This is a genomic window from Brevibacterium oceani (genome assembly GCF_013623835.1).
Taxonomy (GTDB): Bacteria; Actinomycetota; Actinomycetes; order Actinomycetales; family Brevibacteriaceae; genus Brevibacterium; species Brevibacterium oceani.
Map to the genome: position 1 here is coordinate 45,938 of NZ_JABKDE010000006.1, position 22,852 is coordinate 68,789.

Here is a 22,852-nt window from a genome sequence, read left to right on the forward strand (position 1 = left end):
TTCGTGGCGTGTTTCACGATGGACCAGCGGACATCCTACTCTCCGGTCGGACCGCGGTCACACCGCGCGAACACTGGGACACAGCGTCCCAGAAAGCGGTCGATCAGAGTGATTCAGATCTCGTTCTTATCGTCTCGAGCGCGGGCGTCATCACCGGAACCGATGCCACCGCGTCCGGCAACGGTGCGACGGCCGGTGGGGCCGCCTCGGCGCCGGGAGATGGAGGAGAACAGATTGAGCACACCTGCCAGGAGGACGATCGCCGAGGCGGCCACCGGCACGGCCATCGCCGTGGCCGTTCCCCGGTCCTCGGCGAGGATCCCGTTGATCGCTGAGGCCACGGACTGACCGACGATGATCGCCGACCCGGCCATCGACATGACCGTCGCCGAGCGTCCCCGCGGGGACCGTTCGGCCGCGAGGCTGAAGAGCGTGACGAGGCTAGGGCCGATGGCCGTACCCATGAGCAGCAGGGCGATGACGATGACCGGCATCGATTCGGTCGCGGCGAGCACGACGGCTCCGGTCAGCAGGACGGGGGCGAAGCACAGCAGCCGTGCCCAGAGCGCGAACCCGGCGGGGAAGAGCGCAACGGAGATCGCGAGGATCGCGGATCCGATGCCCATGACGCCATAGACGAGCCCGGCCTCTTCGGGGCGGCCGATGTCGTTGGTCAGTGCGGTCAGGGCCGTCAGGGTCGAGCCGAAGACCATGCCGATTCCGAACACCCCGAGGATGACGACGAAGACACCGGGGGTGAACATGTCCTTCGCCGGGGCACGCTCGGCCACAGCAGCGATGCTGCCGGCGGAGCGGGTCCGTCCTGTAGGGTGCAGCGCAAAGGCGTAGACGAAGACGAGGGTCATGACGATGGCGCCAATGATCGGCGCGACCGGATCGAACAGGGTCGCGAGCAGGCCGACGATGAACGGACCGAAGACGAAGATGACCTCGTCGGCGGCGGATTCGTAGGCCATCGCGCCGTTGAGCACCTTCGGCCGACGCGCCTGGGGCAGCACGGTCAGCACGATGTCGACGATTCTCGAACGGGACATCGGTGCGACCTGCGGTGAGGTGGCGCCGATCGCGAACGCCGCGATGAAGACCACGACGTCGGGCAGCGGGCTGAAGACGACCCAGGCCATGAATGTCAGTGCCGCACAGTTGAGAACGCCGACGATGAGCAGCACATAGCGCTGGCCCCAGCGGTCCGCGGCGGCACCGATGAATGAGCCGAAGACCGCCGTGCCCAGGCCGACCATCGCGGAGTTGATCCCGCCGAGGCTGAGCGATCCGCGGCCGGCGACGACGAGGGTGAGCACACCGACGACGATCATGGCGAAGGGCATCCGAGCGACGAACGCGATCGGGAAGTAGCTGCGGCCGACGGCTGAGAACAGGGTCGGTTCGCTTGCCGAGGCGACCGTTCCCTGTGGTCGAGATTCTGCTTCTGTGGGGAGGTTGCTGTCAGTCATACCAATCCAGTTTCTGCGCCCGCCTGTGCGGGGTCTGTGCCGCCGTGGTGACCTGGATCAAATCACTCGGTAGATGCACGCCGTCGTCGGGACCGTCCGGTCCGTCTTTCAGGCTACTGGTTCTGCGCGCCGGATTGAAGCGCGAGACGGCGACTTCGGATTGAGTTTGGTCACCATCCCGGCGACGGTCGGCACGGTCCTCTCGTGCCGGTCGGCACGGACCTCTCGCGACGGTCGGCACGGACCTCTCGCGACGGTCGGCACGGACCTCATTCCCATCCTCGACTCAGAAAGAACGCAGATCGGTCTGCGAGGATGGCGAGCATGAACTTCTTCGCTCGAGTCGTCGTCAACGCATGTGCGATCTGGGTGGCCGCCTGGATCCTGCCGGGCGTGACGATCACGGGTAATCATGTCGTCGAGGAGCAGGCCGGACCGATCCCGGCGATGATCATCTCCTACCTCGTCATCGGGCTCATCTTCGGATTGGCCAATGCCTTCATCAAACCGATCCTCAGCTTCGTCTCCGCACCGATCACGTGCCTGACCCTCGGGCTGTTCTCGATCGTGATCAATGCGCTGATGCTCGCACTCACGAGCTGGCTCAGCGGCTTCACTCCGTTCGTGTTCACCATCGACTCGTTCTTCTTCTCCGCCATCCTCGCCGCGATCATCGTCTCGATCGTCTCCGCCCTGCTCGGATGGCTCGTTCCGGAGCGAAGCGCCGAACGCGACCGAAGATGAGCAAAGTTCTCTACGCGATGTAGACTGGCCGGTGAGTGTCAACGTGACCACTAGAAACATCTGCCGGAGGAACCATGTCCAATACTGTCGCCGCGAAGCGGACCCGCAACTCGGCATCCTTTGCCGACGTCATCGTCTTCATCATTGCGTTCGCTCTCTTCGTGTTCGGCCTCTACCTCTTCGGCGCGGCCTTCTCCTCGCCCGAGGGAACCGAATTCTGGGTGTTCTGGGGCGGCCTGCTCGCCGCGTGCTTCGCCTTCCTCCTGCCCATCCTCTACCGCTGGGCTCGCGACTCCCGTCGCTGAATGACTCAGCCTGTGAATAGGCGAGGGGCCGTTGCGCATCAGCGCAACGGCCCCCCGCCTATTCACGCTCCGATCAGTCGCGTTCTGCGGCGAAATCCATGATCGCCGAGGCGGCCTCCTCGGACCGCTCGTAGTGCACCAGGTGCCCGACCCCGGCCAATTCGACGACGCGGACAGCAGGAAGCGCAGAGACGAACTCCCGGGTCGGTCCGATGGGGGCGATCGCGTCACGATCCCCCGCGATGACGAGGGTGGGCATGGTCAAGGAGGGTGCCACCTCGGTGACGGTGTGAGCGACGGATGTCGCGTACGCCTCCGCCAGCGAGTCCCGATCGGCAAATGACGAGAAGTAGCGTGCATGCTGATCGTGGATGTAGCGTCGCAGCCCCCGATCGCGGGTCGTCGCCATCATCTCACTCATGGCCCGCAGGATGATCCGGCTGTCCAGCAGTGCACGGCCGGCACGCTCGGGCAGGCGCGCGCCGAGATCGTAGTAGGCGCGGGTGAGGGCGGTGAGGAATCGTGCCGAGCCCTCGAGCGCCGGAGACGTGATCGGGTTGATGAGGACGAGCTCGGGGACCGAATCGGGGTGCGCGGCGGCGAGGTGGCTGACGAGGATCGATCCGAAGGAGTGCCCGACGAGGATCGGTTCGGTCTCCCACCGGCGAGCCACCTCGGCGCGCAGAGAGGACAGATACTCGATGTACGAGTCCAGGCCGGACCCAGCCTCCAATGGCCGAGTGTCACCGAATCCGGGCAGATCGGGCACGATGACCTCACGGTCGTCGATGCTGCCGGCGATGAGGTCCATCCCATGATGATCGCCGCGGAATCCGTGCACCATGAGCAGGGGCCGTCTCGCGGAGCTGCCCGGGTGGACCCATGCCGCAGTGGCGTGAGCACCCAGTCGAAGTTCGATCCGGTGCGAGTCTCGTGTCCTCACGAAGTTGCGGACCCTCAGTTCGCGTCGGACGGTCGGTCCGGACTCACCGCTCGCCGGGGGACGACGACGACCGGAACGGGCAGCACCCGCAGCAGTCGCCTGGCCCGGGCGCCGATGGCCACCTTGCCGCCGCGTCCCAGGCGACTCGAGCCGATGAATGCGAGATCGCCCGGCTGCCAGTCGATCCTTTCGGCGGCCTCTTCGATGTCGGCGCCGACATGGGAGGTGACAGCGGCATGTCCTGATTCGAGCATCTCCGACGCGCGTTCGGCCAGGACCGCTCCGCCGTACTGTTCGGCGAACTCGGTGACCTCCGCGACGTCGTCGTCATAGAGACCTTCGTACTCGATCAGCGAGAGCAGACGCAGATCGACACCGAGGCCCGCTGCCGAGGCCACGGCAGCACCGATGAGGGTATTCGCTCCGGGACGCGCCCCGAAGAGAGCGGTGACACGAGAGATCGGACCGATGTCGGATCTGCCGGGAGGGGCGAGGACGACCGGCACCTCCGAGGAGTGCAGCAGCGCCGAGGCCACCGTCCCGATCCGCAGCTGACGCATCAGGCTCGCCGCGCGTGCGCCGATGACGATACCCAGGGCACCTTCGGTCTCGGCGACCTCCATGAGCCCCTTCGATTCGTTCGCCGCGATGTGGATGACTCCCTTCGCGGGGATGTCGTCGGGGATGAGGGCCAGTGCCTCGTCGAGCCAGTCGTCGATCTGCTGAGCTACGATTCCCGAACCGTCCTGGGGCACGGCGCTGCCGGCGATGACGGTCGACGACTCCGGCCGGACGATGGTCACGACGAGTTCGATGTCGATGGAGCGGGCGATCGATATGGCGAGTGCGATCGCATCGCGACCACGATCGGTGGCGATGTATCCGACGACAAGACGTCGGGCTGCGGCGGTCTCTGACATTCTGGGCTCCCCTGTAGATGCACGTCTGTATCGATTCTACGTCGTGGTCCGGACATGGGTCGCGGTCCGGACATGGTCGGTCCCATGCGCACAGAATCAGGCACACAGAACGTGGCTCACCTCGTCCGCCGGGGCGACGAAATCCGATGGCCCGGCGAATTGTCGAATCGATTTGAGAAAATAATGAACAAAACTTCCGCACACAATCAATACTGTGCTAAATTCGACAGTGCAATTACGGATTCGCAGATAAAACCTCCAATTGCATCCTGACCATTGTGGACGCTGACGCCGTTCACGCGAGATCCACGACCATGAGAGGAGCGCAGCTTCGATGATGAATATTCCTTTTTCAGGGCCCGACCTTCGAACGCCCGAGCATGGACTTGCTGCCTGCCTGCATGGCGGACTGGGACTCGTCGGCTGATCACCAGCCGTCATTCGCGTCTTTCTCCGCCGGTAGGCTTCCGGCCGAATTTCGGCTCAATGCCGATCATCGCCCGGATTCCGGCTGTCTTCCACCGGCCACTTGACCCTCGGTCCGGCCACACCCTATTCGGATAAAGCGTCCCAGGCAGCGAGTCTGCCGATGTGAACTGTCGAATCGTCACCTCTTCGCCACCTGCGGCTTCGATCCGTTGGCGCTTGCAGTGCTGTGAAGAGGAGTCCCATTTTCGACAGAGACATTCCTTTTCGCATCACCCGATTCGGGTTCATCACAACATTCTGATTCAGCGCACCTTGATTTGTGATGCGCATTGTCGGAATTGTTTCGCTCATTGCCATTCCGGGATATCTCCTGCCCAATTGCAGATATCCCCTGCCTTGAACCATGAAGGAATCATTGTGTCGACCACATTCCCATTCACCTACCCACGCCGGTGGGCCCTGAGCACCGGGATCAAGCTGATCCGGTGGGCCCGCCGCCCGGCCACGACCTCCGACGACCGCCGCCGGAAGTCGGAGCGCAGACGCGAGGCACAGCTGCGCGCTTATGAGCGGGACCAGCGCCTCCGTGAGCTGCGGGAGCGCGACATCGTCCGCTACCTCAGTCAGGTCAGGCCGTACGTCTAGCCACAGGCGGCCCGAGTCAGCCGACTTCGGGCCGCCTGCGCACCCCTGTGGCGAGCGTCACCTTCGCCCGATTTGGCCTGACACCCACACCTGGGTAATATTGATCAGGCACAAGGGGGTATGGCGCAGTTGGTAGCGCGTCTCCATGGCATGGAGAAGGTCAGGGGTTCGAATCCCCTTACCTCCACCGCAGAAGGGCCGAGATCCGAAAAGGATCTCGGCCCTTCCTCGTTATCCATCCCCATTTACTACCTGACGGCGGCCCAGCAACCTTGCGCGAGGTTGCTGGGCCGCCGTCAGGTAGTAAGAGGGGTCACTTGGGGTGGGATTCTAAGGTGAGCAGGCGGCGCTTCTTGTCCTCTCCCCAGGCGTAGCCGGTCAGTGAGCCGTTGGCTCCGATGACCCTGTGGCAGGGCACGATGATGCTGATCGGGTTCTTGCCGTTTGCGGCACCCACGGCCCGGGCCGCCGTGGGCCGACCCACGGCTTCGGCCAGTTCGCCGTAGTTCGCCGTGTGCCCGTAGGGAATCTCGAGCAGACCCTGCCAGACGCTGCGCTGAAACTCGGTGCCCTGTGGTGCCAACGGCAGGTCGAATCCGCGTCGGTGACCGGCGAAGTACTCCCCCAGCTGCGCCGCGGTGTCGGCGAAGATCGTCAGATCATCGTTGGTCTCCGGTTCTGCACCGAAGACGGTCGTGACCCTCGCCAGAACCGCATCCGAGACCTCGAGATACAGCCCGGTCAGGTGTGTGCCGTCGGAGGTCAGCATGATCGGACCCAATGGTGAGTCGATCACTGTCCGGTGCTGGCGGGCGGTCATATCCGGGACCGCGAACTCGGTCGGTCGGGTCGGCACGTGATGTGTCGGAGGGGTCGGTGACGATGTGGGCAGTGTCGTCGGTCCGCTCTGTGTCGGCAACTTCTGTGTCGGGGTTGTCGTCCTCATGAGTCTGTCCTCTCGGCAATGTGTGTTCGGGCGTGTTCGGCCCACAGCAGGTGAGTGAGATAGGACCCCCACGGGCTCGACCGTTTCGCGAGCGTCTCGACCTCGTCGACGAGATCGAGACTCGCCAGGGCCTTCTTCACTCCCAGATCGGTGTGGAGGAAGACGTCGGGATCCCCGAGGGCACGCATCCGAATGTATCCGAGGCTCCACGGCCCGATGCCCGGCAGAGCGAGGAGCAGACGGCCGGCCTCCTCACGGTCACAGCCGGCACCGAGGTCGATGCCCCCGACCGCGAGTGCGCGAGCCAGCGCGCGGATGGTCGCGATCCTTCGTTTCGGCAGGGACCATTGATCACCTGGGATCTCCGCGATCACCTCGGCGGTGGGGAAGAGCGAATCGACCCCGTCCACGTGCAGCTCCGACGGAAGCGTCTCCCCCGCCCCGGCGACGAGGCGGCCCAGATGGGTTCCGGCGGCGGCCAGCGAGATCTGCTGCCCGAGGACAGTCCGAATAGCCAGCTCCACCGCATCGGAATGCCCGGGCGAGCGGATGCCGGGATGCCGGTCGACGAGATCACGGAAGCCTGCCGTGCGCAATGTGGCGGCGACCGCTGTGGGATCGGCATCGAGGTCGAGGATCCGACGGGACCGCGCGACGGCGCTTCCCAGATCGCGAGTGTCGGCCAGGCGGAGTCGGCAGTCGACGTAGTCACCTGCACCCTGCCTCAGGGTGACGACCGCCGGACCGTGGGCCAGTCGCATCGACCGCGTGTAGGCTCCGTGTGCGACGGATTCGATTCCGGGCACCGCGCGCACGCTGAGGTAGTCGAGGAGGTGGTCGAGATCGAACGGCGGGCGATAAGCCAGCCGAAGCATGAGCTCCGACGTTCCGGCACCGGACGCTCCTGCGCCCCGCAGCTGCCGGGGGCTGGCCGAGTACACCTCCCGGACGGTGTCGTTGAACTGGCGGATGCTGGAGAAGCCCGCGGCGAAGGCGATCTCGCTCATCGGCATCGCCGTGGATTCGATAAGGGTCCGCGCCGTGCGCACACGTTCGGTCCGCGCCAACGCCAACGGTCCGGCTCCGAGCTCGTCGCGCATAAGCCGGCCGAGCTGGCGGGCACTGTATCCGAGTTCAGCGGCGAGGCCGTCGACTCCGACCCGGTCAATGCAGCCGTCACGGATCAGTCGCACCGCGCGGGCGACGACATCGCCGCGCGTGTCCCATTCGGGCGAGTTCGGGCTGGCGTCGGGCAGGCAGCGCCGGCAGGCGCGGAAGCCCGCTTCGGCGGCGGCCGCTGCGCTTCTGAAGAAGTCGACGTTCTCCCGCCGTGGGGTCCTGGCGGGACAGGACGGGCGGCAGAAGATGCCGGTCGTGCGCACCGCCGTGAAGAACATTCCGTCGAAGCGCCTGTCACGGGAAGTGACCGCCTGATAGCACTGATCGGTGGTGAGCATGTTTCCATTCTGGTCGCCGCCGACTGCGAATACTAGCGGTTTTCGGACACCGCAGTATTCGGGAGGATCTTCGGCAGGAACCGGGTGAGGACGAGGAGGAAGAGGACCTCGACCAGCGTCTGAGTGACCACCGTGGCCGGGCCGATGCCGGCGCCGGTCACCGCCCGCACGATCGGCAGTACGACGAGAGAATTCCTCGTCACCGCCGACAGCACCACGGCCCGTGATGAACCGGGTTCGAGACCGAACCAACGGGTCACCGTCCATCCGAGGCCGACCATGACCACGGCGAAGACCGCGAAGAGGACGGCAACGCCGCCGAGGTGGCGGATCGAACCGCCGATCAGTGGAGCCACCGAGGCGGCGATGATCAGCAGGGTCAGTGTCATCACGGGGTCCATCAGGGATGCTGCTGCCTGCGCGCCACGCTGCAGACGTCCCGACCGTCGTGCTGCCACACGCACGATGACCGCGGCGAGGAGCGGGACGATGATGAAGAGCACGAGCGCTGAGATCAGCGGGCGCGGCGGCAGTGTTGCGCTCAGTCTGCCTCCGGTGATCGCCCAGATGCTCACCGGCAGGAGGAGGAGCTGGGCGATCATGAGGATTGGGGTGAGGCCCAGAAGCTTCTCGGCGCTGCCGTCGACGGCACGAATGAAGACGATGACGTAGTCGATGCAGGGGCACAGCAGCACGACGAGCACGGCCAGCAGCATCGGTTCGGCGAGATCGACGAACTCGGTGAGATCGACGACGGCGACGAGGCCCGCCACTATGAGAGGGACGATGAGGAAGTTCATGCCCGCCACCGCCGCCAGGAAACGCAGATCCCCGAACGCTCTCACTGCCCCTTCGAACGGGAGGTCGAGGAAGGTGAGGAAGAGCAGCACGATGAGGCAGGGCGTCAGTGCCCATTCGGCTGCCTGCCCGATCCCGGGAATGACCGACCCTGCCAGCAGACCGAGGGCGAGGCCGACGACCCACCAGATGACCTTTGACGATGTGGCCACCGCGCGGCGGGCCCTCAGCCGTTCTCCGGCCAATAGTGCGAATCGGGCAGGGAGCGTCTGCCGAAGATCGCCTGTCCGACCCGCACGCAGTTCGCGCCCTCTTCGATGGCGACCTCGAAGTCCCCGGACATGCCCATCGACAGTCGAGCGGGTCCGAGGAGTGAGGGGTCGGTCTCTCGGGTCCTGTCGCGCAGTTCCCGCAGCTGCTGAAAACACGGTCGCACACGCTCGATGTCCGAGGAGAAGACGGCCAGGGTCATCAGGCCCTGAATGTTGAGCCTGTCGAATTCGCGCACCTGCCTGAGGAAGCCGGTGAGCTCCTCGGGCGGCATTCCGAACTTCGAGTCCTCGGCAGAGGTGTTGACCTGCACGTAGACGTCGAGGCTGCGCCCCTCGGCTTCGAGGCGGCGATCGAGCGCACGGGCGACCTTGATCCGGTCAAGCGCCTGGAATTCGCTGGCGAACTTCGCGACGTCCTTGGCCTTGTTCGACTGCAGATGACCGATCACGGCCCAATCGATGTCGAGGTCGGCCATCTCCTCGGACTTGCGATGGGCTTCCTGGACCTTGTTCTCCCCCAGCTTGTGGCACCCGGCTGCGACCGCTGCACGGATGCGTTCCTGGGGCACGGTCTTGCTCACGGGCAGCAGTTCGATCTCCTGCCGGTCGCGACCGGCCCGCTCCGCCGCAGCCGAAATGCGTCGTTCCACCTCGGCGAGGTTGTCGCGGAAGTCCTCGACGGTCACGGCCGTCGAGAACTGCTCATCGTGATTGAGTGCGTTGTTCTCTGCCATGTCCTCATCGTACGCAGACTCGTCACGTTCACCTTCAGCGACCGGCCCGCGGACGGCAGCTGCAGACCGAGTCGGACCGCCCCCGCAGACCGCGCGAACCCCGCGAACCAATTCCGGAAACCGGGCGGGCCTCAGGCGACGATGCGGGCGCGCTCCTGCCGCTGCGGTGCACGGCGGTCGAGAGCATCCTGCCAGGCGGCGGCCAGTCGCGGCGCCACCTGGTCGAGTTCGGCCTGGGCGACCGTATAGGGCAGCCGGATCCACCCATCGAGCCCTCCGGCCGGAGCGAAGTTCGGCCCCGAGACCAGCGCGAGCCCGTGCCGAGCGGCCGCCGCTGTGAGCGCGCCCGACCGCTCTTCTGGCAGACGCACCCACAGTGCCATACCGCCGGATGGGACGACGACCTGCCAGTCCGGGCAGTGGGCGCGCACGGCCGCTGCGAGCCCGTCGCGCGCTTCCCGCAGACGCCGTCGGAAGTCGCCGATGATCGCATCGTGATCGCGCAGCAGTTCGATGGCGGCAAGCTGTTCGAGGACGGGAGCACCCAGGTCGAGCGCAAGCCGCGCCGAGGCCACCGCGTCGAAACGGTGCCGCGGAATCCGCATCCACCCGATCCGCAACCCGCCCCAGAAGATCTTGCTCGTGCTGCCGACGGTGATCGAGTCGGGCACGAGCGCCGCCATCGGCGTCGGCGCCGGGTGGTCGTCGAGGCCGAGTTCGACGAGTGACTCGTCGAACACCGGGACAACGGCGCTGCGCTCGAGCTCCTCGGCCAGGGCGGGCCGCTGTGCCTCGGGCAGGAGTGCTCCGGTGGGATTGTGGAAGTCGGGGATGAGATAGGCCGAACGCACACGATTGCTCCGCATCACCTCCCCCATCGCCGAGGTGTCCCAGAAGTGCCGTCCGGCACTGTCGATCTCGAGCGGATAGGACACACCACGGCCGCCGGCGGCCTCGATCGTCGCGATCGCATTCGGGTAGCTCGGGCTCTCGATGAGCACGCGGGCGGGCGGGGTCAGCAGCGCCCGCAGTCCCACGGCTGCGCCGCCGAGGGCACCGGCGGTGATGAGGATCTCGTCGGGGTGCGTCGGTGCACCCCGCGCGGTGAAACGGTCGGCGACGAGCTCCCGCAGCGCGGGGATGCCCGAGGGGTAGTATCCGGTTCCCGGCAGATAGGCTGGCAGTGCGTCCAGGGCCGCGGCGAAGGCCTCACGCACCCGGGCAGGGGCGGTCGTCGCCGTGCACGTGAGATCGATGAGACCCTCGCCGGGACCCACCGGTGAGAGCAGGTGGTCGATCCGGCCGCCGGGCACCGCGGGGATCTCCACGACGCTGCCGGAACCGCGGCGGGTGCGGATGAAGCCGTGCTCACGCAACCGCGCGTACACGCGAGCGGTCGTCGTCCTCGACACGCCGATGCCGGCGGCGAGCTCGCGTTCGCTGGGCAGCCGGATGCCTACAGGCACCCGGCCGTCGCTGATGGCGCGGACGACCGCCTCGGCGACGGATTCATTGGCGGGAGACGCCCACGGTCCGGTCCCGATGATTCCTGCCAGCCGCCGTGCGCTCATCGTCGTCATGGGACCACTTTGTGACAATTGGCTATTCTTTGCAAGGCCAATCGAGGTGAGAATGGGATCGACAGACTTTTGCCGACGAAAGAGAACCATGCCACGGTCCCACTCTCCGCGCCGGGAACTCGCCAATGTCGGGCCGATCAGCCAGCTCAGGGGCGGACGGCTCGCACGGCGACTCCCCCAGCTGATCATCGGCCTCTACCTCTACGGCGCGTCGATGGCGATGGTCGTCCTCGCCGGTCTCGGCATGATTCCGTGGGATGTCCTTCACTCCGGGATCCTTGCACATGTGCCGCTGAGCTTCGGCACGATCGTCACGATCACTTCGGTGCTCGTCCTGCTCGCGTGGATTCCGCTCAAGCAGATGCCGGGGCTGGGCACCGTCCTCAACGCGCTGAGCATCGGACCCGCGCTCGACCTCACGCTCCTCGTCCTCCCGCATCCGGAGGGTCTCGGCTGGCAGATCGCGTACATGGTCGCAGGCGTCGGCCTCAACGGCGTCGCCTCGGCGATGTACATCGGCTCCCAGTTCGGACCGGGACCGCGTGACGGCCTGATGACCGGACTCTCCCGGGTCACCGGACGGTCGATCCGACTCGTGCGCACCGTCATCGAGGTCAGCGTCGTCGCCGTCGGGTGGGCCCTCGGCGGCGTCATCGGCGTCGGCACGGCGCTCTACGCGCTGAGCATCGGACCGGTCACGCAGGCGCTCCTGCCGTTCTTCACCGTCGCCCTGTGCTCGCGGTCGGACGAGACATCGGGCCAGGGCAGCTGAGCCGGGCGCTCACTCCATGGTGTCGAGGATGTCGACGAGGTCGTCGAACGTCGTCAGCGGGTTGACGATGGCGAACCGTGCGTTCGGCCGTCCCGCATGCGAGCTCGGCACGACGAACGCCCGCTGATCATTCAGCAGTCGGTCCGACCAGGCCTCATAGTCCGCACGCGTCCATCCGTCGCGTTCGAAGACGACGACGGAGAGCTCGGGTTCGCGCACGAGGCGCAGGTGCTCGCGCCTGCGGATCTCCGTGGCGATCTGCATCGCCAGATCGATCGAGTGTCCGATCGCCTCACGGTACGTCTCGGCACCATAGCTGGCCAGCGAATACCACAGGGGCAGTCCGCGCGGACGACGGGTGAGCTGGATGGCGAAATCCGAGGGGCTCCATTCCTGGGCCTCGGTGAGCGTATCGAGATACTCGGCCTTCTGCGTGTGCGCTCGCCGTCCCGTATTCGGGTCACGGTAGATGAGCGCACACGCGTCGAAGGGGGCGAAGAGCCATTTGTGGGGATCGACGATGAGCGAATCGGCCGCCTCGACGCCGGTGAATTTGTGCCGGGCCTGGGGAGCCAGCATCGCGGCCAGTCCGTAGGCGCCGTCGATGTGCAGCCAGAAGTCGAACTCGTCCTTGAGCGCCGCGATCCCGGCGATGTCGTCGATCGTGCCGAAATTCGTCGTCCCCGAGGTGGCCACCACTGCGATCACCGCGTCGCCGTGCTCCTGCAGTGCCTCGCGCACCCCGTCGGGGCGCAGGATCCCGTCCTCTCCTGTGGGAACGGGCGCGACGTCGACGTCCATGACCTCCGCCGCCGAGGCGACCGATGAGTGGGCCTCGGCACTGCACACGATCACCCACCGCCCCGGTCGGGCCTCGCCGAGCTTCTCCTTCTGCGCGTTGCGCGCGGCCACGAGCGCGGAGAGGTTGCCGATCGTTCCGCCTTGGACGAAGACGCCGCCGGCGGTCTCGGGCAGCCCGAACTCACCTGCCAGCCAGCGCAGCACCTCGTTCTCCGCATGGACGACTCCGGCACCTTCGAGCCACGACCCGCCGTAGAGGGCGCTGGCGGAGACGACGAGGTCGAAGGCGACGGCGGCCTTCGTCGGCGCGCTGGGGATGAACGACAGGTACTTCGGGTGATCGGTCGAGATGCACGCGGGGGCGAAGATGTGTTCGAAGATCGCCAGCGCCCGCGCGGACCCTAGTCCCTCCTCGGTGACGGTCGGGCCGGCCAGTCTGCGCAGCTCGGCTTCCGAGGTCGGATGATCGAGTGGAGTGTCCTCGGCCAGGGTGCGCCGTCGGGAGTATTCGAGGACCAGATTGACCAGGTTGCGGGTCTCGTCGGAGACGACGTGCATGCGGGAATGAAGACTGTCGGTCATGGGAGCTCCTCGAAGGCGGTCGATGGCGATGGGGTCGCCCACCGACTACGAGACTAACCGCATCCGAGGAAATTGTGAGGATCACCCCAGCCAATCGCAAGTTCTGATTTTCAGTCACAAGTACTTGCGATCCGCCGTTGCGCTCGGGTACATTCGCCCTATGAGCGCCGACCACCCACCCGGGTCGACACCGAGCCGGGCCAAGGAAGCCATCACCGGAGCGGGACTCTCCCAGCGCCGCGTCGCCGAGGCGATCGGCATCGATGAGACGAAGCTGTCGAAGGCGCTGTCGGGGCGGCGCCGGTTCACCGCCGAGGAGCTGCTGGGCCTGGCCACCGCGACCGGAGTGACCGTGCGGTGGCTCCTCGGCGATGAATCCCGGGTCTCGGCCCCGCCGCCGCGACGCGCCGCCGACGAATCCGATCACGAGGCCGCACCGAAACGCGACATCGCGCAGGCCGCCTGGACGCTGTTCGGCCGCCACGGCTTCGATGCCGTGCGCATCTCCGACATCGCCGAGGCCTCGGGAGTCTCGGCGCCGAGCATCCACTACCACTTCGCCACGAAGTCCGATCTCTTCGAGGCGGCCCTCGACCATTCGGTCAAACTCGCCTTCGACCGGCAGATCGCGTGGCTCGACGGCATCGACGATCCCGCGCACCGCCTGGCCCGTCTGCTCGAGCTGCAGTCGCCGCTCGGTCGGGAATCCCGCGGCGAATGGTCGATCTGGCTGCAGACCTGGGCCCGCCTGTCCCTGGAGGACACCGCCCTATCGGACTATCCCCGCAGCTACGAGCGGTGGTCGCAGACCGTGCAGACCACCCTCGAGGAGGGCCAGCGACTCGGGTGCTTCCGTTCCGGCGACGCCCGCGCCATGGCCGATGAGCTGACCTCATTGCTCGACGGGCTCGGCATCAAGGTCCTCACCGGCGTCATGGACACCGCGACCTTCACCACCCGGCTGCAGTCCTACCTCGACCGCGCCGTCATCAGCACCTCACGACCAGATACACAGACAACAGAGCCACAGACACCACCAGAGCCACAACCAGAGGAGCCATCATGAACCGCACAGTCATTCTCACCTGCGCCGTCACGGGCGCCGGCGACACGACCGGCAAGAGCGAACACGTTCCGGTCACCCCTGAGCAGATCGCCGATGATGCGATCGCCGCAGCCCGGGCCGGTGCCTCGGTCGTCCACATCCACGTCCGCGACATCGAGACCAAGCAGGGCTCGCGCGAGGTCGCGTACTACCGGGAGGTCGTCCGGCGCATCCGCGCCTCCGATGTCGACCCGGTCATCAACCTCACCGCCGGGATGGGCGGCGACCTCGTCGTCGACCCGCAGGATCCGCTGACGACGATGCCGGGCACCGACCTCATCAACGCCCTCGACCGGCTCCCCCACGTCGAGGAGCTGCTGCCCGAGATCTGCACGATCGACTGCGGCTCCCTCAACTTCGGTGAGGGCTCGAACATCTATGTCTCCACCCCCGACATGCTCCGCGAAGGATCAAAACGGATCCAGACCCTCGGGGTGCGTCCGGAGCTCGAGATCTTCGACACCGGCAACCTGTGGTTCGCCAACGTCCTCGTCGAGGAGGGACTCATCGACGCTCCGCCGCTCTACCAGCTGTGCATGGGCATCCCCTACGGCGCCCCCGCTGACCCCGGTCTGCTCGCAGCCATGGTCGATATGCTTCCGAGGGGCGCCCAGTTCACCTCCTTCGCCATCGGTGCCAACCAACTGCCGTGGGTCGCCAGGTCGGTGCTTGCCGGCGGGCACGCCCGCGTCGGACTCGAGGACAACCTCTACCTGTCCAAAGGGCTCAAGGCCACGAACGCCGACCTCACGGCCCGGGCCGTCGAGATCATCACGAGCCTCGGCGCATCCGTGGCCACACCTGATGAAGCGCGCGAAATCCTCGATCTGCGCGTGCAGACCCCCACGTTCACGGGAGCCGATCTGTGACCGAATCCACCCCAACCGACGTGCCCACCGCACCCCACGTGCCCGTTACCACCGGCTCCGCAGCCTTTCCGGACTTCGCCGCGGTCGCCACCGTCACCTGCGTCGGGGCCGGCACGATCGGCGGCGGATGGGCCGCGTACTTCCTCGCCCAGGGCTACCGGGTGAAGATCTGGGATCCGGCCCCCGACGCTGCAGAGAAGTTCTCCCGACTGCTTGACGCTGCCTGGCCGGCGCTGGCCGAACTCGACATGGTCGCTGGTGCCGACCCCACCGCCTGGTCGATCCACACCGACCTCGCCGAGGCGGTCGCGGGGACCGGCTTCGTCCAGGAGTCCGCACCGGAGGACCTGGCGCTCAAGCGCGGGCTGCTGGCCCAGATCGACGCCGCGTGCGATCCGAATGTCGTCATCGGCTCGTCCACCTCGGGCTACAGCATGACCGAGATGGCCACCGAGGCGGTCCACCCGGAGCGTCTCGTCGTTGGTCACCCGTTCAACCCGCCCTACCTCATTCCCCTCGTCGAGGTCGTCGGCGGAGGGCAGAGTTCGACGACGGCCGTCGATTGGGCCGCCGGGTTCTATTCGCACATCGGCAAGTCAGTCATCCGCATGGACCGGGAGGTTCCGGGCTTCATCGCCAACCGCCTCCAGGAGGCGCAGTGGCGCGAAGCGCTGCACATGGTCGAACAGGGAGAGGCCACCGTCGAACAGATCGACCGCTCGATCACCGACGGTCCTGGCCTGCGCTGGCCCTTCCAGGGACCGATGCTCACCTTCCATCTTGCCGGAGGCGAAGGCGGGATGGCGCATATGCTCGACCATTTCGGCCCCTCGTTGAAGTCACCGTGGACACGGCTGACGGCGCCGGAGCTCAGTCAGCGGCTGCGCGACGACGTCGTGGCCGGATGCGATGTGGCAGCCGGTGCGCGGACCATTCCCGAACTCGTGGCGCAGCGCGACACCGGGATCATCGCACTGCGCCGGCTCACCGCCCAACTCGCTGAGACCGGGAACACGGAGGACACTGAGGCCAGGGACACAAGAGCGGCCGACACGAGCGAGTCGGCGGACGCTCCACCGTCGTCGGCGTCGGATATGGGGAGGTCCGACAGCCTCGGTGACTACACCACCGAGGTGGTGCCCGAGTGGATCGACTATAACGGGCACATGTCCGAGGCCTTCTACGTCCTCGTCTTCGGATTCGCCACCGATCAGGTGATGGACCAGTTCGGCCTCGACACTGCGTACAGGGCGGCGACGCAGGCTTCCCTCTACACCGTCGAATCGCATATCCGCTATCTCGACGAGGTGGCACTCGGCTCCCGCCTCACCGTCACCCCACACCTCGTTGCCGCGGGTGAGAAGAAGCTGCACCTGGCGTATGAGATGTCGGTGGGTGATCGGCTCGTCGCCACAGAGGAGATCATGGCTCTCCACGTCGACCAGGGTGCTGATCGGGTGGTTCCGTTCCCGACCGCCGTCGCCGAGAGCATCGAGGCGATCACACCATCCCGCCCCGACTGGGTGGGCCGCTCCATCGGCTGACGTCTGAGTGCACCGGCGGCTACCTCCCCCTGCCAGACAGGAAAACTGTCGGTCAGAAGTCCGGTCGGTCAGGAATCGAGAAGTCGGTCGGAGCTCGTACCGCTATTCTGAATACGTTGCTCCGACCGACAGACCTGCGGGCGACCGCGGATCACCGCTCTCTTCCGAAGGATCACTCATGTCTCCCACTGCTGCTCCGGCAAAGACGATCAGCTTCTCGGCGACCACCGAGGTACTCGGCGATCGCCCGATTCTGCGCCTGCCGCAGGAGGCCAGCGATCAGCTGCCCTCTCGCGGACAGGTCGCCGTCAGCGGCCAGGTCGCGGGGGCCGACTTCACCACGGTCCTCGAACCCGACGGACGGAAGGGCCACTGGATCAGCCTCGACGATACCCTGTGGTCCCACCTCGGCGAGGCCGAGGGCACAGCCGGCGACGTCACCGTCACCCCGAGCAAGGAATGGCCGGAGGTCACGGTCCCCGACGACCTCGCCTCCGCGCTCGAAGCGGCCGGCGACCTCGACGAGGTGTGGCAGAGCCTGACCCCCATGGCCCGCTGGGAATGGGTGCGGTGGATCACGGCGACGAGAAGCGCAGACACGCGCGCCCGTCGCGTGGACGTCGCGATCTCGAAGTTGGAGAACGGCAAGCGCCGTCCGTGCTGCTTCGATCTGTCCTCGTGCACGGACCCGGAGCTGTCGAAGAGCGGGAAACTCATCGGGCTCACCTGAGCCGACAGACATCCCCAGCCAGTCACTGCCCCGCAGGCGCTGCGATGCTCGCTCGTCGTGGATGTACCGTCAATGTGAGCCCGGCGCCGAGGATCGACACGAGAGTTGCTGCGAGGAACAGCAGCCAGAACCCTCCGACCAAGGCGACGAGACCTGCCCCCAGCAACGGTCCGATCAGCTGTCCGAGGTTGGCGGCGCTGTTGACGAGGCTGAGATCGCGGGCGTGGTCGTCCGGATCGAGCAGCAGATCCGTGGCCAGGGCCAGACTGACAGCCATATAGGCCCCGTACCCGGCACCCATCACGCCGGCCGCGACCGCCGTCGCGGTGAAGTTCGGGCTGATGAGGATGATCACCCCCGAGGCGGCCTGCACGAGAGCCGAGACCACCGTCCACATTCGCCTGTCGCCCGATCGGTCGGTGATCATGCCGACGACGATCGAGGCGAGGACGACGAAGACCGTGTAGATGACGATGAGGACGAGCAGACGATCCTCAGCCTCGGCGGCGGGGATCATGATCCCGTAGAGCAGGAAGAACAGCAGCAGAGACGTGCCGAAGGCGTTGCCGACATTGACGATGAACCTGCTGACCAGCAGCCGCGTGAAGCTGGGGTCGACGAGTGAGGAGATGCGGGCGCGGGTGAGCTCTCGCCGCTCCCGCAGGGCGATGACCGCCTGGTGCGGCGGACGCGGGTCCGGCAGCAGCACGGCCGTGGCAGTGCCGACGACGAGGATGAAGCCCGCCAGCACCGCATACGATGCGCCTGTGCTCAGCCCGAGCAGGACGATCGCTCCGACCCCGACGACTATGCCGACCGCCTGCGCCGAACTCGCAGCCGCCGAGGCTGCTCCGCGTTGGTCATCGAGCTGATCGGCGATGAGGGCGGTCAGCGCCGCCGAGGCCACTGACACACCCACCGAGGTGACCACCCAGGCCGCTCCGACGAGCACGGGTCCGTCCGCGGTGCCGGTGAGCAGTAGGCCGATCGCGGCGAGGACCGATCCGCCGATCGCCCAGGGTCGGCGCCTGCCGAACCGTGAGCGCGTCCGGTCAGAGAATCGGCCGGCCAGCGGGGCGACGACGATCCCGGCCAGCCCGCCGACCGAGAGCACCAGCCCCGACCACACGACCCCGTCGATCCAATGCCCGCTCTGGGTGTCGAGCTGCAGCGGCAGCAGCAGCTGCACCGGGGTGAGCTGCACCGTCCAGATTGCCAGCCACGCGAGGGTGAACCACACCATCCACATCCGGGGCACGCGCACCCGCGCTGCGGAGCCGCCTCGGCGGAGATGGTCGCTCATGCGTTCGCCGCGGCGATGAGATCCCGATACCAGCGGTAGGAGGCCTTCGGGGTGCGGGTCCCGGTGTTCATATCGACGTGGACGAGGCCGAACCGCTGGGGCCATCCCTCAGCCCATTCGAAGTTGTCCAGCAGTGACCACACCGTGTATCCGTCGATGCGCACTCCGGCGGCCTTCGCCTCGAGGACGGCGGAGAGATGGGAGGACAGGTAGTCGATGCGTTCGGTGTCAACGATCTCGGTCGTGGTGGTCTCAGGTTCGGGGAACGCTGCCCCGTTCTCGCTGATGATGATCGGCGGCAGCTGGGCACCGTAACGCTCGTGGAGATCGATGAGGAAGTCGCGCATCGTATCGGGTCGGATCGGCCACATCGGACCGAAACCGGTGGTCGCGGCTCCTGGGGTGGGCACCATCTCGAAGGGCAGTTCTCCGTCTGCCGAGCGCACTGTGATCGGGTTGTAGTAGTTGAATCCGTAGACCTCGTTCGGGGCGGCAATGAGTTCCATATCGCCGTCAGCGAAGGGCATCTGGACGCCGAAGGCACTGAGGTCGGGATACTCGCCGACGAGCAGCGGGTCGGTGAAGAGCCGGTTCATGATCGCGTCGAGCAGACCGGCCGCGGCGAGGTCGGTTTCCGTCTCAGTTGCGGGGAGGATGAGACTGTGGTTGAGCGTCGGTGCAGCCTGCAGTGCACCGTGTTCGCGCAGCATCGGAGCGGCGAGCCCGTGTGCGAGGAGCTGATGGTGGACTGTGGGCAGGGCGTCGAAGAGGAGCGCCCGGCCCGGGGCCAGCTCCCCCAGTGCGTAGCCCTGCAGAGAGGTCGAGGCCGGTTCGTTGATCGTGTACCAGTGACGAACACGATCGCCGAGGCGGCCGGCCACGACCGAGGCATAGTCGGCGAAGTGGTGGGCTGTGTCCCGGTTCAGCCAGCCGCCGACAGCTTCGAGAGCGACCGGCAGGTCCCAGTGATAGAGGGTCGGCTCGGGCGTGATGTCGGCGGCCAGGAGGACGTCGACGAGGCGGTCATAGTAGTCGAGGCCAGTCTCGTTGATCGATTGACTCGCGCCGATGTCGGGGATGACGCGGGTCCAGGAGATCGAGAAGCGGTAGCGATCGACCCCGAGGCCCGACAGCAGTGCGATATCCTCATCGACGCGGTGATAGCTGTCGGGCCCCGGCTCGGCGGTGCTGCCGTCGCTGACATTCCCCGGGGTGTCGACGAAGTCATCCCAGATGGTGCGACCGCGGCCGTCTGCTGTGCGGGCACCCTCGACCTGAAAGGCGGCAGTTGCCGCTGAGAAGCGGAGTCCCGACAGTGCCCGGCCGTCGTGCGGAGAAGTCCCGTCCATGAAACGAATATGTCACGGAAGACCCACCCCTGCAAGAGAATGACGGCAGCCGACCCAGAACCGACCGGAGAGCGTCCGATCCGGAGGTCAGTCCTCCGAGGCCGCACTCACCGACATCCACACCAGCGGAATCTGCAGCGGCAGCCGAGCGATGGCGATGGCCCGGGCCCGGGGTTCGTGCCAGTGCTTGACCACGGTGTAGACATTGGCAGGGAACACCCCGACCATCAGCGCGGCTGAAGCCTTGCCTCCGAACCTTCGGGTGGCAGGCACCGCCAGCAGCGCAGCGCAGCCGACTTCGGCGACTCCACTGGCGTAGGTCCAGAACCGGGGGTTGCCCAGTCGCGGTGGGACGATCGAGTCGAAGTGCTTGGGCCGAACCAAATGGGTGATCCCGGCAGCTCCGAGGAGTCCGGCCATGACACCGGTCTGAATCTTCATCGCTGGTCCACCTCCGCAGCTGACGCGGCCACCTCTGTCGATGACGTGAATTCGTGCCGCATCCACGGAGGCACCCCGCCGGTCAGACCGGCGACGCCCGTTGCGGCTGGGACATCTGTGGAGCTTAGGGGAATCGAACCCCTGACCTTTTCATTGCGAACGAAACGCTCTACCAACTGAGCTAAAGCCCCTTGCGGAACATAAGCTTACGCCTTCACCCGGGCGCTGACCAAAACGCCGCGCGCGCCCATCGACGCACACTCCCACCTGGGGCCGAACCCGTTCGGACTCCCTGGTCACTGTTCGTTTCCCCGAGTACAGTCGGGACTGACTCCCCTCAACGAAAGGACGTGTTATGGCAGAGGAATTCGGAACCGTCATCATCGGTGCGGGCATCGGCGGCGGAACCGCCGTCGAATCGCTGCGGGACGCAGGCTACGCCGGTTCGATCGCACTGGTCGGTGCCGATCCCGCCGCGCCGTATTACCGGCCCGATCTGTCGAAGAAGGTCATGCTCGAGAATTCGAACCCCGCCGACTCGGCGCTGCGTGGCGAGGACTGGTACTCGGCCCACGATGTGACCACGTTCTTCGGCACCGCGGTCACCGCGATCGATCCTGCCGCACAGACGGTGACGCTCGATGACGATCGACAGCTCACCTACGGACAGGCGATCCTCGCCACCGGTTCCACTCCCCGCTCGCTCGACGTGCCCGGCGCGCAGCTGGGCAACATCCACACTCTCCGCGATGCCCGCGACGCCGTGGCCATCCGCTCGCAGTTCGGCGACGGCAAGAAGGTCGCCGTCATCGGAGGCGGCTGGATCGGACTCGAAGTGGCCGCGGCGGCGAAGACCCAGGGCTGTGACGTCACAGTCATCCTGCGCACCGACGCTCCCCCGCTGGCTTCCGTGCTCGGTGATGAACTCGGCGAGTACTTCGAGCAGCTGCATTCGTCGAACGGCGTGAACTTCCTCAAGCAGGCGGATACGACCTCCTTCACCGGGACCGACGCCGTCGAATCCGTCGAGACCAGTGCCGGGAGTGTCCCTGCCGATCTCGTCGTCGTCGGCATCGGAGCGGACCCTGCCGTCGATCTCGCCGCCTCGGCGGGGCTGACCGTCGACAACGGGCTGATCGTCGACGAGCAGATGCGCACCTCGGACGGCAGCATCCTGGCCATCGGCGACATCGCGAACGCACATTACGTCCTCCGCGACGAACGGCTTCGAGTCGAGCACTGGGACAACGCCGTGCGCCAGGCCGAGGTCGCCGCCTCGACGATCAGCGGAGGTGCGAAGGTCGAGGACTGGCAGCCGTACTTCTACACCGACCAGTTCGACCTCGGCATGGAGTACGTCGGCCGCGGCAGCGCCGACGACGAGGTCGTCATCCGCGGCGACAAGTCCAGTGGCGAGTTCATCGTGTTCTGGCAGCACGGAGGCCGGGTGTCTGCGGCGATGAACGTCAACGTCTGGGACTACGGCGATGAGCTGCGCGCCCTCATCGGCAAGGAGGTCGCCGCCGAGCGCCTGGCCGATGAGCAGGTGGCCGTCGGCGACCTCTGATGTGATTATCAGGTGAGACCGAGTCGGGGTCGGTGACCACTGGTCACCGGCCCCGAGTGCTCTGTTGTGCGACGTACGGTCTGAGTCAAGGACGAGCAGCGCGTCAGGGCCGGCTTGCCTGTGGGAGAGCCGCGTTGAGGAATTCGCGCAGATGCGCGGGGATGGCTGCGGTGCCTATCGTGTCCCATACCGGGAACGAAGCGGAGTTCGGCCCCGCAGATTCCTTCGGCCAGCTGCCTGGCCGCAGCCGTATTGGCAGTATCGCGGGTTCTGCACCACACAGCACACGGGATGGAGATCTCGCCGAGGCGGCTCTGCGCGAGCAGCTGCGACGGTCGCGACCATCGCCCCCAGGGACAGCCCGCACAGGACGGTCGTGGCAGTGGGATCGACATCCCGGAGGACGACCTGCGCCGCGGTGTCGATCTCGAAGCGACCGGTTTCCCCGAATCCGATGTCGGCGAGTTCGACTGCGTCTGCGGTCATCGCGTCTCCTTCGCTCTGCCCACCATCTTCGAACCCGCTCTGGCATCCTGGTAGA

The 22,852-nt window shown here is 66.4% G+C and carries 22 protein-coding genes and 2 tRNA genes; 11 read left to right on the plus strand and 13 right to left on the minus strand.

Annotated elements, in window-relative coordinates:
- Positions 1-113 precede the first annotated feature (113 nt).
- A complete protein-coding gene (locus tag HK401_RS13790; protein WP_181275248.1) occupies positions 114-1,475 on the minus strand; it encodes an MFS transporter in 1,362 nt (453 codons plus the stop codon).
- A 324-nt stretch (positions 1,476-1,799) separates the two neighbouring features.
- Here HK401_RS13790 and HK401_RS13795 point away from each other — a divergent pair, with 324 nt between their 5' ends.
- Entirely contained in the window at positions 1,800-2,219 is a 420-nt protein-coding gene (locus tag HK401_RS13795) for a phage holin family protein (RefSeq protein ID WP_181275249.1), read from the plus strand.
- 74 nt (positions 2,220-2,293) lie between these two features.
- Positions 2,294-2,524, plus strand: a complete 231-nt coding sequence (locus tag HK401_RS13800) for a hypothetical protein (protein ID WP_181275250.1) — start codon at positions 2,294-2,296, stop codon at positions 2,522-2,524.
- Positions 2,525-2,597: 73 nt separating this feature from the next.
- On the opposite strand, the gene HK401_RS13805 is transcribed toward HK401_RS13800, so the two are convergent.
- The gene (locus HK401_RS13805) at positions 2,598-3,467 is read right to left on the minus strand and encodes an alpha/beta fold hydrolase (protein ID WP_309135999.1); all 870 of its coding nucleotides are present in this window, start codon (positions 3,465-3,467) and stop codon (positions 2,598-2,600) included.
- Between the two features lie 14 nt (positions 3,468-3,481).
- Entirely contained in the window at positions 3,482-4,387 is a 906-nt protein-coding gene (locus HK401_RS13810) for a universal stress protein (protein WP_181275252.1), read from the minus strand.
- Positions 4,388-5,233: 846 nt separating this feature from the next.
- On the opposite strand from HK401_RS13810, the gene HK401_RS13815 reads away from it, so the two are divergent.
- The gene (locus HK401_RS13815; protein WP_181275253.1) at positions 5,234-5,461 is read left to right on the plus strand and encodes a hypothetical protein; all 228 of its coding nucleotides are present in this window, start codon (positions 5,234-5,236) and stop codon (positions 5,459-5,461) included.
- Between the two features lie 114 nt (positions 5,462-5,575).
- A tRNA-Ala gene (locus HK401_RS13820) sits at positions 5,576-5,648 on the plus strand.
- A 126-nt stretch (positions 5,649-5,774) separates the two neighbouring features.
- On the opposite strand, the gene HK401_RS13825 is transcribed toward HK401_RS13820, so the two are convergent.
- The 5 genes from HK401_RS13825 to yczR all read right to left on the minus strand — a co-directional run bounded on the left by HK401_RS13825 (position 5,775) and on the right by yczR (position 11,248).
- Positions 5,775-6,317, minus strand: a complete 543-nt coding sequence (locus HK401_RS13825; protein ID WP_309136000.1) for a methylated-DNA--[protein]-cysteine S-methyltransferase — start codon at positions 6,315-6,317, stop codon at positions 5,775-5,777.
- Positions 6,318-6,403: 86 nt separating this feature from the next.
- Positions 6,404-7,864 (minus strand): AlkA N-terminal domain-containing protein, encoded by a 1,461-nt coding sequence (locus tag HK401_RS13830; RefSeq protein WP_181275255.1) that lies wholly within the window; start codon positions 7,862-7,864, stop codon positions 6,404-6,406.
- Between the two features lie 32 nt (positions 7,865-7,896).
- On the minus strand, positions 7,897-8,874 hold the full coding sequence (locus HK401_RS13835; RefSeq protein WP_181275256.1) for an arsenic resistance protein: 978 nt from the start codon (positions 8,872-8,874) through the stop codon (positions 7,897-7,899).
- Positions 8,875-8,888: 14 nt separating this feature from the next.
- On the minus strand, positions 8,889-9,668 hold the full coding sequence (locus tag HK401_RS13840; RefSeq protein ID WP_181275257.1) for a YggS family pyridoxal phosphate-dependent enzyme: 780 nt from the start codon (positions 9,666-9,668) through the stop codon (positions 8,889-8,891).
- A gap of 131 nt (positions 9,669-9,799) precedes the next feature.
- Positions 9,800-11,248: a MocR-like transcription factor YczR gene (gene yczR, locus HK401_RS13845; protein WP_258234214.1), complete on the minus strand. Its 1,449-nt coding sequence runs from the start codon at positions 11,246-11,248 to the stop codon at positions 9,800-9,802.
- 88 nt (positions 11,249-11,336) lie between these two features.
- On the opposite strand from yczR, the gene yczE reads away from it, so the two are divergent.
- Positions 11,337-12,020 (plus strand): membrane protein YczE, encoded by a 684-nt coding sequence (gene yczE, locus HK401_RS13850; RefSeq protein WP_181275258.1) that lies wholly within the window; start codon positions 11,337-11,339, stop codon positions 12,018-12,020.
- Between the two features lie 9 nt (positions 12,021-12,029).
- Here yczE and HK401_RS13855 read toward each other — a convergent pair whose 3' ends face one another.
- On the minus strand, positions 12,030-13,403 hold the full coding sequence (locus HK401_RS13855) for a pyridoxal phosphate-dependent decarboxylase family protein (protein WP_181275259.1): 1,374 nt from the start codon (positions 13,401-13,403) through the stop codon (positions 12,030-12,032).
- A 160-nt stretch (positions 13,404-13,563) separates the two neighbouring features.
- Between HK401_RS13855 and HK401_RS13860 the strand changes: the two genes are divergently transcribed.
- The 4 genes from HK401_RS13860 to HK401_RS13875 all read left to right on the plus strand — a co-directional run bounded on the left by HK401_RS13860 (position 13,564) and on the right by HK401_RS13875 (position 17,651).
- Positions 13,564-14,469, plus strand: coding sequence for a TetR family transcriptional regulator (locus tag HK401_RS13860; RefSeq protein ID WP_181275260.1), 906 nt, complete (start codon positions 13,564-13,566; stop codon positions 14,467-14,469).
- The gene (locus HK401_RS13865; RefSeq protein WP_181275261.1) at positions 14,466-15,377 is read left to right on the plus strand and encodes a beta-keto acid cleavage family enzyme; all 912 of its coding nucleotides are present in this window, start codon (positions 14,466-14,468) and stop codon (positions 15,375-15,377) included. Before HK401_RS13860 ends, HK401_RS13865 begins: the two co-directional genes overlap by 4 nt.
- On the plus strand, positions 15,374-16,921 hold the full coding sequence (locus HK401_RS21080; RefSeq protein ID WP_181275262.1) for a 3-hydroxyacyl-CoA dehydrogenase NAD-binding domain-containing protein: 1,548 nt from the start codon (positions 15,374-15,376) through the stop codon (positions 16,919-16,921). Before HK401_RS13865 ends, HK401_RS21080 begins: the two co-directional genes overlap by 4 nt.
- A 178-nt stretch (positions 16,922-17,099) precedes the next feature.
- Positions 17,100-17,651, plus strand: a complete 552-nt coding sequence (locus HK401_RS13875) for a YdeI/OmpD-associated family protein (RefSeq protein ID WP_181275263.1) — start codon at positions 17,100-17,102, stop codon at positions 17,649-17,651.
- 22 nt (positions 17,652-17,673) lie between these two features.
- Here HK401_RS13875 and HK401_RS13880 read toward each other — a convergent pair whose 3' ends face one another.
- The 4 genes from HK401_RS13880 to HK401_RS13895 all read right to left on the minus strand — a co-directional run bounded on the left by HK401_RS13880 (position 17,674) and on the right by HK401_RS13895 (position 20,935).
- Positions 17,674-18,954: an MFS transporter gene (locus tag HK401_RS13880; protein WP_258234215.1), complete on the minus strand. Its 1,281-nt coding sequence runs from the start codon at positions 18,952-18,954 to the stop codon at positions 17,674-17,676.
- The gene (locus HK401_RS13885) at positions 18,951-20,303 is read right to left on the minus strand and encodes a GH1 family beta-glucosidase (protein WP_181275264.1); all 1,353 of its coding nucleotides are present in this window, start codon (positions 20,301-20,303) and stop codon (positions 18,951-18,953) included. The genes HK401_RS13880 and HK401_RS13885 overlap by 4 nt, the downstream gene beginning before the upstream one ends.
- A gap of 87 nt (positions 20,304-20,390) precedes the next feature.
- Positions 20,391-20,744, minus strand: coding sequence for a DoxX family protein (locus tag HK401_RS13890; RefSeq protein ID WP_258234216.1), 354 nt, complete (start codon positions 20,742-20,744; stop codon positions 20,391-20,393).
- A 118-nt stretch (positions 20,745-20,862) separates the two neighbouring features.
- Positions 20,863-20,935: transfer RNA gene (locus tag HK401_RS13895), tRNA-Ala, on the minus strand.
- Between the two features lie 164 nt (positions 20,936-21,099).
- Between HK401_RS13895 and HK401_RS13900 the strand changes: the two genes are divergently transcribed.
- Positions 21,100-22,311, plus strand: a complete 1,212-nt coding sequence (locus HK401_RS13900) for an NAD(P)/FAD-dependent oxidoreductase (protein WP_181275265.1) — start codon at positions 21,100-21,102, stop codon at positions 22,309-22,311.
- A gap of 291 nt (positions 22,312-22,602) precedes the next feature.
- A complete protein-coding gene (locus HK401_RS13905; protein ID WP_181275266.1) occupies positions 22,603-22,851 on the plus strand; it encodes a hypothetical protein in 249 nt (82 codons plus the stop codon).
- Position 22,852 lies beyond the last annotated feature (1 nt).

Coding starts and splice junctions, on each gene's coding strand:
- HK401_RS13890 (WP_258234216.1), bottom strand. CDS start 20,744: ATGAAGATTCAGACCGGTGTCATGGCCGGACTCCTCGGAGCTGCCGGG.
- HK401_RS13900 (WP_181275265.1), top strand. CDS start 21,100: ATGGCAGAGGAATTCGGAACCGTCATCATCGGTGCGGGCATCGGCGGC.
- HK401_RS13800 (WP_181275250.1), top strand. CDS start 2,294: ATGTCCAATACTGTCGCCGCGAAGCGGACCCGCAACTCGGCATCCTTT.
- HK401_RS13905 (WP_181275266.1), top strand. CDS start 22,603: ATGGAGATCTCGCCGAGGCGGCTCTGCGCGAGCAGCTGCGACGGTCGC.
- HK401_RS13865 (WP_181275261.1), top strand. CDS start 14,466: ATGAACCGCACAGTCATTCTCACCTGCGCCGTCACGGGCGCCGGCGAC.
- yczR (WP_258234214.1), bottom strand. CDS start 11,248: ATGACGACGATGAGCGCACGGCGGCTGGCAGGAATCATCGGGACCGGA.
- HK401_RS13875 (WP_181275263.1), top strand. CDS start 17,100: ATGTCTCCCACTGCTGCTCCGGCAAAGACGATCAGCTTCTCGGCGACC.
- HK401_RS13840 (WP_181275257.1), bottom strand. CDS start 9,668: ATGGCAGAGAACAACGCACTCAATCACGATGAGCAGTTCTCGACGGCC.
- HK401_RS13790 (WP_181275248.1), bottom strand. CDS start 1,475: ATGACTGACAGCAACCTCCCCACAGAAGCAGAATCTCGACCACAGGGA.
- HK401_RS13810 (WP_181275252.1), bottom strand. CDS start 4,387: ATGTCAGAGACCGCCGCAGCCCGACGTCTTGTCGTCGGATACATCGCC.
- HK401_RS13855 (WP_181275259.1), bottom strand. CDS start 13,403: ATGACCGACAGTCTTCATTCCCGCATGCACGTCGTCTCCGACGAGACC.
- HK401_RS13885 (WP_181275264.1), bottom strand. CDS start 20,303: ATGGACGGGACTTCTCCGCACGACGGCCGGGCACTGTCGGGACTCCGC.
- HK401_RS13860 (WP_181275260.1), top strand. CDS start 13,564: ATGAGCGCCGACCACCCACCCGGGTCGACACCGAGCCGGGCCAAGGAA.
- HK401_RS13830 (WP_181275255.1), bottom strand. CDS start 7,864: ATGCTCACCACCGATCAGTGCTATCAGGCGGTCACTTCCCGTGACAGG.
- HK401_RS13795 (WP_181275249.1), top strand. CDS start 1,800: ATGAACTTCTTCGCTCGAGTCGTCGTCAACGCATGTGCGATCTGGGTG.
- yczE (WP_181275258.1), top strand. CDS start 11,337: ATGCCACGGTCCCACTCTCCGCGCCGGGAACTCGCCAATGTCGGGCCG.
- HK401_RS13880 (WP_258234215.1), bottom strand. CDS start 18,954: ATGAGCGACCATCTCCGCCGAGGCGGCTCCGCAGCGCGGGTGCGCGTG.